The organism is Mesorhizobium sp. M7A.F.Ca.CA.002.04.1.1, assembly GCF_004022805.1.
In the GTDB taxonomy this organism is placed as follows: domain Bacteria; phylum Pseudomonadota; class Alphaproteobacteria; order Rhizobiales; family Rhizobiaceae; genus Mesorhizobium; species Mesorhizobium ciceri.
Genome location: NZ_RZPL01000125.1, coordinates 1 through 10,288, shown reverse-complemented (window position 1 = coordinate 10,288; position 10,288 = coordinate 1). Strand labels below are relative to the sequence as shown.

At 62.9% G+C, this 10,288-nt stretch carries 12 protein-coding genes; 7 read left to right on the top strand and 5 right to left on the bottom strand.

What is annotated here, in order from left to right:
- Together ENZ75_RS09350 and ENZ75_RS09345 are read left to right on the top strand one after the other, a co-directional pair.
- On the top strand, nt 1-507 hold a 507-nt coding region (locus ENZ75_RS09350; RefSeq protein ID WP_128278047.1), incomplete at its 5' end, for a CoA pyrophosphatase.
- Nucleotides 504-1,769: a CCA tRNA nucleotidyltransferase gene (locus tag ENZ75_RS09345; RefSeq protein ID WP_063168848.1), complete on the top strand. Its 1,266-nt coding sequence runs from the start codon at nt 504-506 to the stop codon at nt 1,767-1,769. The genes ENZ75_RS09350 and ENZ75_RS09345, both read left to right, overlap by 4 nt.
- Nucleotide 1,770: 1 nt before the next feature.
- Here the strand turns inward: ENZ75_RS09345 and ENZ75_RS09340 are convergent, their stop codons facing one another.
- From ENZ75_RS09340 to hemF, 3 genes are all read right to left on the bottom strand, one after another.
- Entirely contained in the window at nt 1,771-1,956 is a 186-nt protein-coding gene (locus ENZ75_RS09340) for a DUF1059 domain-containing protein (protein ID WP_013529972.1), read from the bottom strand.
- A 200-nt stretch (nt 1,957-2,156) separates the two neighbouring features.
- A complete protein-coding gene (locus ENZ75_RS09335; RefSeq protein ID WP_013529973.1) occupies nt 2,157-2,417 on the bottom strand; it encodes a DUF1344 domain-containing protein in 261 nt (86 codons plus the stop codon).
- A 311-nt stretch (nt 2,418-2,728) separates the two neighbouring features.
- Complete coding sequence (hemF, locus tag ENZ75_RS09330) at nt 2,729-3,643, bottom strand: oxygen-dependent coproporphyrinogen oxidase (protein WP_024504549.1); 915 nt, start codon at nt 3,641-3,643, stop codon at nt 2,729-2,731.
- 114 nt (nt 3,644-3,757) lie between these two features.
- Here hemF and ENZ75_RS09325 point away from each other — a divergent pair, with 114 nt between their 5' ends.
- Nucleotides 3,758-4,015, top strand: coding sequence for a hypothetical protein (locus ENZ75_RS09325; protein WP_013529975.1), 258 nt, complete (start codon nt 3,758-3,760; stop codon nt 4,013-4,015).
- A 103-nt stretch (nt 4,016-4,118) separates the two neighbouring features.
- Here the strand turns inward: ENZ75_RS09325 and soxR are convergent, their stop codons facing one another.
- Nucleotides 4,119-4,592 (bottom strand): redox-sensitive transcriptional activator SoxR, encoded by a 474-nt coding sequence (gene soxR / locus ENZ75_RS09320; RefSeq protein WP_063168847.1) that lies wholly within the window; start codon nt 4,590-4,592, stop codon nt 4,119-4,121.
- Nucleotides 4,593-4,724: 132 nt separating this feature from the next.
- Nucleotides 4,725-5,183: a tRNA (cytidine(34)-2'-O)-methyltransferase gene (locus ENZ75_RS09315; RefSeq protein WP_063168846.1), complete on the bottom strand. Its 459-nt coding sequence runs from the start codon at nt 5,181-5,183 to the stop codon at nt 4,725-4,727.
- 443 nt (nt 5,184-5,626) lie between these two features.
- Between ENZ75_RS09315 and ENZ75_RS09310 the strand changes: the two genes are divergently transcribed.
- From ENZ75_RS09310 to ENZ75_RS09295, 4 genes are all read left to right on the top strand, one after another.
- Nucleotides 5,627-6,022 carry a hypothetical protein gene (locus ENZ75_RS09310; protein WP_082826695.1) on the top strand — a complete coding sequence of 132 codons (396 nt, stop codon included), beginning with the start codon at nt 5,627-5,629 and terminating at the stop codon, nt 6,020-6,022.
- A gap of 29 nt (nt 6,023-6,051) precedes the next feature.
- Nucleotides 6,052-7,929 carry an ABC transporter ATP-binding protein gene (locus ENZ75_RS09305; protein ID WP_063168844.1) on the top strand — a complete coding sequence of 626 codons (1,878 nt, stop codon included), beginning with the start codon at nt 6,052-6,054 and terminating at the stop codon, nt 7,927-7,929.
- Nucleotides 7,930-7,939: 10 nt separating this feature from the next.
- Nucleotides 7,940-9,823, top strand: coding sequence for an ABC transporter ATP-binding protein (locus ENZ75_RS09300; protein WP_032808649.1), 1,884 nt, complete (start codon nt 7,940-7,942; stop codon nt 9,821-9,823).
- A gap of 4 nt (nt 9,824-9,827) precedes the next feature.
- Nucleotides 9,828-10,288, top strand: a 461-nt coding sequence (locus ENZ75_RS09295; protein WP_128278045.1) for a GNAT family N-acetyltransferase, incomplete at its 3' end; no start/stop codon positions are given.

Sequence of the window (10,288 nt, the reverse complement as noted above, 5' to 3'; positions counted from 1 at the left end):
AACCAGGGCAAGGCGCTGCGCAATGCCGCGGTGCTGATCCCGGTGGTCGATCATGAGGGCGATGCGACGGTTCTTCTGACCAAACGGGCCGAAAAGCTGCGCAGCCATTCGGGGCAGGTGGCCTTTCCCGGCGGCACTATCGATCCGACCGATCCGAGCCCTGAGGCGGCGGCGCTGCGCGAGACCTTCGAGGAGATCGGGCTTGGCCGAGATGGCATCGAGATCATCGGCCGCATGCCCGACTATGTCGCCGGCAGCGGCTACCGCATCGCCCCGGTGCTTGGCATCGTGCGGCCCGGTTTCCAACTGACGCTCAACGCAGACGAGGTCGATGCCGCTTTCGAAGTGCCGCTGCGCTTCCTGATGGACCCGGCCAACCACAAGCGCGACAGCCGTATGTGGAACGATCTCGAATGGTTCTTCTACGACATGCCTTACGGCGACCGGCGCATCTGGGGCGTCACCGCCGGCATCATTCGTACTCTCTATGAAAGGCTCTATGCGTGAGTGTCTCGATCGCGGGCAGGGCCGATTGGCTCACCGACAAGCATCTACAGCGCCTGCTGTTCGCATTGGCCGAAGGCGGTGAAGAGGCGCGAGTCGCCGGCGGCGCGGTGCGCAACACGCTGATGGACCAGCCGGTCGCCGACATCGACATCGCCACCACCTGCTTGCCGCAGCAAACCCTCCGCCGCGCCGAAGCGGAAGGGTTCAAGGCGGTGCCAACCGGCATCGAGCATGGGACGATCACCGTGGTTGCCGGCGGAAAGCCCTATGAAATCACCACCTTGCGCGCCGATATCGAAACCGACGGGCGGCGCGCGAAAGTGTCGTTCGGGCGCGACTGGAAGCTCGATGCCGAGCGGCGCGACTTCACCATCAACGCGCTCTATGCCGAGGCCGATGGCAAGGTGGTCGACCTGGTCGGCGGCATTGCCGACATCGAGGCGCGCCGGCTGCGATTCATCGGCGACCCGGAAGCGCGCATTCGCGAAGACTACCTGCGCATCCTGCGCTTCTTCCGCTTCTTCGCCTGGTACGGCGACGGACGGCCCGACGCCGAGGGGCTGAAAGCCTGCGCCCGTCTGAAGGAAGGGCTGGCCCAGCTTTCGTCCGAGCGCATCTGGTCGGAACTGAAGAAACTTTTGTCGGCGCCCGATCCGTCACGGGCGCTGCTTTGGATGCGGCAGGCAGGTGTCTTGACCGCGGCGCTGCCGGAAAGCGAGAAATGGGGTATCGATGCCATCCATGGGTTGGCCAAGGCCGGCAAGGATCTGGGCTGGGCACCCGACCCGCTGCTCAGACTGGAAGCGATCGTGCCGCCCGATGCCGCTCGCATGAAGTCGCTCGCCGAGCGGCTCAAACTCTCGACCGCCGAAGCGGATCGCCTGCGCCAATGGGCGCTCGCCACCGCCGTCGAGCCGAAGACGACCGAGGGCGAACTGGCAAAAAGGCTCTATCGCGGCGACCGGCAGGGGTTTGTCGACCGTCTGCGGCTGTCGCTTGCGGCAGCCAGGATGCGCGCCGTCGAGGACAATGAGGCGCTGCTCGAAGCCGGTGGCTTTTCGCGCCTGCTTGGCTTCGCCACCAAATGGGAAAAGCCGTTGTTTCCGCTGAAAGGTGCCGATCTGACGGCGCTCGGCGCAACTCCAGGCCCGAAACTCGGCGAAATCCTCAGGAATCTCGAAGCGGAATGGGTCGAAGCCGGGTTTGCCCCTGATCGCGACGCGCTCCTCAAGCGCGCCGCCGAAGCCTTGCAGGCCGGGTAGATCAGGCCGCGTCGCGGGTCTTTTCGATGCGCGAACGGATCGCCTCGATCATCGTCTCGCGGATGACCGTCTCACCATGTGTCTCGCGCATGTGCTCGACGGCACGGCGCATGACCTCGGCTTCCTCGTCGGCACGTGTGTGCCAGTCACAGCCGGGCACGAGCGACCCGCAGTGAAATTCCTTCATGAGATTTCTCCTTTTCTCCGTGGAGCCTGGTCGAGGCTCCGGCACTTTTTTGGCCCATGTCCGGTTCCAGGGTTGAAACCGCGGACCGCGAACGGGTGAGAAGCATAACACAGATGGGGTGGTATTGGTTGCCGTCAACGGCAAAAGGGCGGAGCAGCATCGCTCCGCCCTCGTCTCGTCCCGTTTTGGCGGGCAGGCCTTCACTTGGCGATCTTGACAGCCTCGGCAATCTTTTTCTTGCCGCTCATGTCCCATGAGACACGGACCTTTTCACCGACCTGCAGGCCAGGATCCTTGAAGGTCTTGGGAAGCGTAAAAGACGATCCATCGTCGAGGACCAGGCTCATGGCCGTCGTGTCAAAGGTCTTGATCGTCCCGGTGGTGTGCTTGACGGCGGCGAACGCCACCGAACCGGAAGCGAGAAGGGCAGCGGCGGCCGCCGAAACAATGATCTTGCGCATTGCGAAGTACTCCTGGAAAGGCGGGTATCTTTTTGACGAAGATGTCCCGCGTCGTCTTGGGCCGTCCGGTCGCGTCGGGTCGCGGCTCGCTTTGTCTTGACGCAATTCCGGTCGGAAAGCCGTTTCGCACTTTCCTGAAATTGCGCGCAGGCGAACCGCCGGCGCTTCCCGACCCCGCGCCACAAATAGACCAGTCTTTTCAAGAGCCTATTAGACGAAAAAGAAATTTTTCGCCGCACCGTGTGCCACATTCCATGCCCAATTCGAGCGAATGGGACATCAATGCGGCTCACGCCGGGCTCACCATTTTGTTACGGCCAGCGGACCTCGGGCGGCAGGCTGGAGAGGATGGCGGCGACATTGCCGCCGGTCTTCAGTCCGAATATGGTGCCGCGATCGTGAAGCAGATTGAATTCGACGTAGCGGCCGCGGCGGATGAGCTGTTCGTCACGGTCGCCATCGGTCCAGTTCTCGTTGAAGTTGGCGCGCACAAGGTGGCCGTAGACGACGAGAAAAGCGCGGCCGACATCCTGGACGAAGTTGAAATCGGCATTCCAGCCGCCCTTGTCCTCACCCGAATGCAGCCAGTCGAAGAAGATGCCACCGGTGCCGCGCGGCTCGTTGCGGTGCGACAGATAGAAGTACTCGTCGCACCAGGCCTTGAATTTTGGGTAATCGGCCACCGCGACATTCTTCTCGCAAGCGAATTGCATGGCGCGGTGGAAGGCGACCGTGTCGGGGTCGTCCTGGGTGCGGCGGCGATCGAGCACCGGTGTCAGATCGGCACCGCCGCCGAACCATTGGCTGGATGTGACCACCATGCGCGTGTTCATGTGCACGGCCGGAACGTTGGGATTCCATGGGTGCGCGATCAGCGAAATGCCGGATGCCCAGAAGCGCGGGTCTTCCTCGGCACCGGGCATCTGCTTCCTGAATTCGGGTGAGAACTCGCCATGGACGGTCGATGTGTGGACGCCGACCTTTTCGAAGACGCGACCGTGCATCATCGACATGGTGCCGCCGCCGCCGCGCCCCTCGTCACGTTCCCATGGCGTCTTTTCGAAGCGGCCGGGCGACCACGAGGCCAGCGGCCCGCCAAGATCCTGCTCGATCTGCTCGAAGGTGGCGCAGATGCGTTCGCGCAGCGCCTCGAACCAGAGGCGCGCCTTCATCTTCTTCTGTTCGATGTCGGCGGGCAGGCCCGCCGGTATTTCTGGTCGTTCCAAATGCCGTCTCCGGTTGGGGCGGCGAGTCCCACAAATGACTCGTCTTTTGCCGGCGCGATCCCTAATCTCTTAGGGGACAGGGTCAAGTGTCATTACGGTGCAAGGAGTTGTTTCGTGCGCACCCCGGCAAGACCGCCGCTGGATGGCCTAAAGAAAAGGCTCGACCAAAGCCGTGCCGAGCGCGTGCGTATGCCGCGCGACGGTTTCCTGCGCGAGACCTTCGTGCTGCCACGCTCCGATGCCCGGCTCAAGGCCAAGGAATGGTTCGAGCGCTTTCCCAAGCAGGCCTACTGGACCGAGATCGAAAGCTGGTTCGAGCGGCCGGGCGACCTGATCGAGTTCACCATCAGGCGGTTGCCTGCGGCCGACTAGGATTTCGTCGCCCCGTTTACGGGGAGAGGGTGCCGGCAGGCAGGTTGAGGAGCGGCACGAACCTCTCAATGCTGGCGCCGCCCCTCATCTGCCTTCACTGCGTTCAGGCACCTTCTCCCCGTGAACGGGGAGAAGGAAGAGCGACCAGCCTCCTTGCCCCCGTTCCCTCGCGTGCCAGCCGGTCACCCTTGTTGCGCAGCGGGCATTTGTCGATCGACATGCAGCCGCAGCCGATGCAGTCGGTCAGCCCTTCGCGCAGTTTCTTCAACTGGGCGATCTTGTGATCGAGCCCGTCGCGCCAGGCGGTCGACAAAAGGTTCCAGTCGTCGCGCGTCGGCGTGCGGCTTTCGGGCAGTGATTCAAGTGCGGCACCGATTTCGGCCAGCGAGATGCCGACCTCCTGTGCGACCTTGATGATCGCCACGCGCCGCAGCACGTCGCGGCCGTAGCGGCGCTGGTTGCCCGACGTGCGGTGGCTGCGGATCAAGCCGCGGGCCTCGTAGAAATGCAGCGCCGACACCGCCACCCCGCTGCGCATGGCCACCTGGCCAACCGTTAATTCCGTTACAGGCGCCATGTCTGATTTTCCGTCCCGATTTTTCTGCTTGACCTCAAGTTAAGTTGAGCTTGTAGCGAAGAAACCCTGGATGTGCAAACGAAGGAGAAGGCGATGTGCGCCTGGGTCGAGATGTCGGGAGACGGAGTGCCGTTATCCGAGTTGCCGGATGGCTTCGCCCACCACCATGGCGACGGAGAGCGCCACGTTGATGCTGCGCGCCGTACCCTGCATGGGGATGGTCAGGCGCGCATTCGCCGCCTGATGGACAGGATCCGGCACGCCTGCGGATTCGCGGCCGAACAGGAGGACGTCACCGTCCGCGAAGCTGAAGCTGGTGTAGGCCGTCGTGGCTTTGGTCGACAGCAGCACCAGCCGGTGCGAACCAGCCTTGCGCCATTCCTCGAAGGCGTGCCAGTCGACATGCCGGGTCAGGGCAGCCATTTCGAGGTAGTCCATGCCGGCTCGCTTGAGCGACTTGTCGGAGAGCGGAAATCCGGCCGGTTCGATGATGTCGACGCCAAGTCCGAGGCACGCGGCGAAGCGCAGGATTGTTCCGGTGTTGCCGGCAATGTCAGGCTGGTAGAGCGCGATGCGGAGACGACGGTTCATTTCCGCGTCCTTCTAATAAGTGGCGGATCGGCCACAGCGGCTTGGCGGTTTTGGAAATTGCTGGACCTGCGGGTGGCCATTTTCTGCGAAGTCGGGTATACAACCAGCATTGTCAACCCGAACCGATGGAGGGGTAATTCATGATGACCATGCACATCCAGCGCCCCTCTCGTGGGCTTACCTGCCTGCCGGCGGTTTCGGTACGACGATTCTCCTGACTCTCTAAGACTTGATCGCACCGATTCCCGCCGAAACGATTTTTCGGCTTCCGAAGGAATCCTGCGATGTTTTTCAAAAAGTCAAAAGGGCTGAACGCCCCAACTGAAGCTGTCCGGACCGACACTCGTCATGTCCGGACCGATGCAATGCGTGTCTCCGGGCGAATGCCGGCGGACGATATTGCTTCGCCTTTTTATCTCGATTTTCACACGGAGGACGGACCGATGTTCGATCCCTACAGAATACCGGGCTCGAGGAGCCTGCATATCCACCGACTGCCGACCTGGGCGCTGCTGATCGGCGACACCTATTCGTCGGCGGTTCACGCCGAGGTTCGCCGCCGGCCGCATCGCGGCATGCTGCCGGATGTCGATTTTTCGCGCGCGGTTCCCGATCCCGGGCGGCCGTCGCTGGTGCGCCGGATCATCCGGCTGATCCGGCCTGGCCCGAAAAACCGGGCTGGCGGCACCGTGTCGTCAGGATCGTCTGGCGCAGCTGTCGGCGAAAAGCCCGCGAGCCCCTATATTGCGCGAAGCATTGCCGACGGTCCGGGTGATTCCGGACCGTCGGCACTCGACGCCATGGGTTCCGGGGACTTCGTACGCTCACGTGCCGCGTAAGCGGCAAACACATTTCACAGGCATGACCTATGTTGTTGTTTAGCTGGTTTGAAAAAAGGCTCGATCCGTTCCCCGCGGCGGAACCGGTCGAGCCGCCCAAGACGCTGGTTGCCTTCTGCGTGCATTATACGCGCGGCGCCTGGCCCTATATCCTTTTCGACGCAGTGCTGGTGACGGCCATCGCGATCGCGGAAGTGTGGATGTTCGGCTTCCTCGGCCGCATCGTCGACTGGCTGTCGGGGCAGAATCGCGAAACCTTCCTGCAGACGGAAGCCTGGAAGCTTGCCGGCATGGCCTTCATCGTGCTGTTCGCACTGCCGGGCACCGTATGGCTGCATTCGCTCCTCAACCAGCAAACGCTGATGGGCAACTATCCCATGCGCATCCGCTGGCAGGTGCACCGCTATCTGCTCAAGCAGTCGATGAGTTTCTACCAGGACGAGTTCGCCGGCCGCATCGCGACCAAGCTGATGCAGACGGCTCTCGCCGTGCGCGAATGCGTCATCAAGGTGATCGACGTCCTGAATTACGTTATCGTCTACTTCCTCGGCATGCTGCTCATCGTCGGCTCGGCCGACTGGCGGCTGGCCGCGCCGCTCGGCGTCTGGCTGGTCGGCTATATCCTTTTGCTGCGGTTTTTCATTCCCCGGCTGGGCAAGGTCGGCGAGGAACAGGCCAATGCGCGCTCGATCATGACGGGCCGGGTCGTCGACAGCTACTCAAACATCCAGACGGTCAAGCTGTTCAGCCATGCACGCCGCGAAGCGTCATTCGCCAAAGACGGTATGTCCGGCTTTCTCGAAACGGTCTACCGGTCGATGCGCCTGGTGACAGTGCTTTTCGGCTCGCTCTACATACTGAACGCGCTGCTCTTGTTCTCGGTGACCGCGATGGCGCTGTGGCTGTGGCTGGGGCAAGCAGTGACGATCGGCGCGGTCGCCGTGGTCATCGGCCTTGTGCTCAGGTTGTGGGGCATGTCGCAATGGATCATGTGGGAAATGTCGGGCCTGTTCGAGAACATCGGCACGGTGCAGGACGGTATCGCCTCGATCTCGCTGCCGCGCCTTGTCGAGGACCGGCCGGACGCGAAGGAGATCAGCGTTTCCAGGGGTGAGATCCGCTTCGAGGACATTCGCTTCCACTACGGCAAGCAGAAGGGTGTGATCGAGGGCCTGTCGCTGGCGGTGAAGCCGGGCGAGAAGGTCGGCATCGTCGGCCGTTCCGGCGCCGGCAAGTCCACGCTGGTCAACCTGTTGCTGCGCTTCTACGACCTCGAAGCCGGGCAGATATTGGTCGATGGCCAGGAAATCGCCGCTGTGAAGCAGGATTCGCTTCGTGCGCAGATCGGCATGGTCACGCAGGACACCTCGCTGCTGCATCGTTCGGTGCGCGAGAACATCCTTTATGGCCGGCCCGATGCAACCGACGAGATGCTTGTCGAGGCGGCGCGGCGCGCCGAGGCGCTGGACTTCATATCGGGGCTTTCGGATGCCAGCGGCCGCAAGGGCTTCGACGCCTATGTCGGTGACCGCGGCGTCAAATTGTCCGGTGGCCAGCGGCAACGCGTCGCCATTGCTCGCGTTATGTTGAAGGACGCACCTATACTTATCCTTGACGAAGCGACCTCGGCGCTTGATTCCGAAGCCGAGGCGGCGATCCAGGAGAATCTCTACAAGCTCATGCAAGGCAAGACCGTCATCGCCATCGCGCACCGGCTGTCGACCATCGCGGCGATGGACAGGCTGGTGGTGATGGACAAGGGCCGTGTCATCGAGGAAGGTTCGCACGAAGAACTCGTCGCCAAGGGCGGGCTCTACGCGCAGCTCTGGCAGCGCCAGTCGGGCGGGTTCCTGCTTGAGGACGGTCCCGCCAACGACGCACTTGCAAAGAGGCAAGCCGCAGAATGATGGCCGCCGCATGATGACAGCCGTCTATCGCTGGTTCGAGAACTGGGTCTATCCGTTCAGGGAGCCGGCGAATCTTCGGCCACCGATCAGTGTCGGCGGCTTTCTCTGGCACTATGTCGGCCAGGCGAAGTTCGCCTTCTTCGCCATGCTGGTCATCGGCGGCATCGCGCCGCTGGTCGAGGCCGGCCTGTTCTACTTCGTCGGGCGGCTGGTCGATATTCTCGACCAGCTTCCCGCCGAGCGCAGCTGGCACGCACTGTGGGCCGCCGCCGGCCCTGAACTGGTTTTCATGGCCGTGGTGGTGCTGGTCATCCGCACCGTCGTCGTCGGCCTGTCGGCGCTGGTCGACGAACAGACGATCACGCCGGGCTTCTACAATCTGGTGCGCTGGCAGGCGCACCGGCATGTCTCGCGCCAGTCCTACGCCTTTTTCCAGAACGATTTCGCCGGCCGCATCGCGACGAAGGTCTGGCAGGCGGGCCAGGCGACCGGCGACTTGATGGAAAGCTTCATCGAGGTCGTCTGGTTTATGATCGTCTACACGGTGACGACGCTGGCGCTGGTCGCAGGCCTCGATCTCAGGCTGGCGGTTCTGGTGGTGATCTGGATTTCCGCCTTCGGCTGGCTGGCCAAGCTCTATTTGCCGGCAATCCGCAAGCATGCCGAGGAAACAGCCGAGGCCGGCTCGATGATCACCGGCCGCATCGTCGATTCCTATTCCAACGTGCAGACGCTGAAACTGTTCTCGGCCGATGGCGACGACCGCTACATCAGGAACGGTTTCGACATCTATCTCGACGCATTGCGCCCGTTCACCCGCCGGCTGACCGGCGTGCGCATGGCGCTGACCACGCTGTCGGGCATCATGATCACGGCGATCGGCTGCTTTGCCGTCTATCTCTGGGTCGAGGGCTCGATCACCGTCGGCGCGGTCGCCTTCACCCTGTCGCTGGTGCTGCGGCTCAACATGCTGCTCGGCCGGCTGATGATGCAGCTCAACAGCATCTTGCGAAACCTCGGCGTGCTGGAGAATTCCAAGGCGCTGATCTCGCAGCCGCTCGGCCTCACCGATGCGCCCGACGCCAAGGAACTCGTCGTTGCGGGTGGCCGTATCGCGGTGAAGAACGTCGAGTTCCACTACGGCAAAGGTTTCGGCGTGCTGAACGGCATCGACCTTGTCGTCAGGCCAGGCGAGAAGGTAGGGCTGGTCGGACCGTCCGGCGCCGGCAAGACGACCCTCGCCAATCTGATCCTGCGCCTCTACGATCTCGAGAGCGGGTCGATCACCATCGATGGCCAGGATGTCGCCAAAGTTACGCAGAATTCGCTGCGCGCCAATATCGGCGTCGTCAGCCAGGACACGGCGCTGTTCCACCGTTCGCTGCGCGACAACATCAAGCTCGGCATGCCTGACGCGACCGATGCGGAGGTGATCGCGGCGGCGAAAAAGGCTGAGGCGCACGAGTTCATCCTGACCTTGCGCGACAACAGGGACCGCGCCGGCTACGAGGCGTTTGTCGGCGAGCGCGGCGTCAAGCTGTCGGGAGGCCAGCGCCAGCGCGTGGCGATCGCCCGCGTCTTCCTCAAGGATGCGCCGATCCTGATTCTCGATGAGGCGACCTCGGCACTCGATTCCGACATCGAGGCGGCGATCCAGGAGAATCTGACACGGCTGATGGAAAACAAGACGGTCATCGCCATCGCCCACCGGCTGTCGACGATCGCAGCACTCGATCGTCTGGTGGTGCTCGACGGCGGCCGCATTGTCGAGCAAGGCACGCATGACCAATTGGTGGCGCTCGACGGGCTCTATGCGCGGCTGTGGAAGCGGCAGTCCGGCGGTTTTCTCTATCACGAGGACAGCGTGCTCGAAGAGACGCGCCCGGCGGAGTAGCTCAATGGGTGGATCGACAGGCGCCATCCCAGAGGTCGGCTACGTGCTCAAGCGGTTTCGGCCGACCATGCCGGCCTTCGACACGCTGAAGGAAGAGAGCCGGCTGGAAGGCTACTGGATGCTGGTACGCCTTGCGGATGGCTGGGCAAGTGGCCGCAACAAGTTCCTGAAACGGGGGGAGGCGCTGTACGGAGCATGGTATGGAAGGGAACTCGCCGGCGTGTGCGGGTTGAACATCGATCCCTATTTCGAGGACAGGGGCCACGGCCGGGTCCGGCACCTGTTCGTCAGCGCGCGCCACCGTCGCGCCGGCCTTGGCCGGATGCTGGTCGAAACCGTTGTCGACAGGGCACGTCACCATTTCGCCATGCTGAACACCCGCGCGCCGCAAGAAGCTTTCCGTTTCTATGAACGGCTTGGCTTTCAGCGCGTGGCGGGCGAAGAGTTCGTCACACACCGCATGGT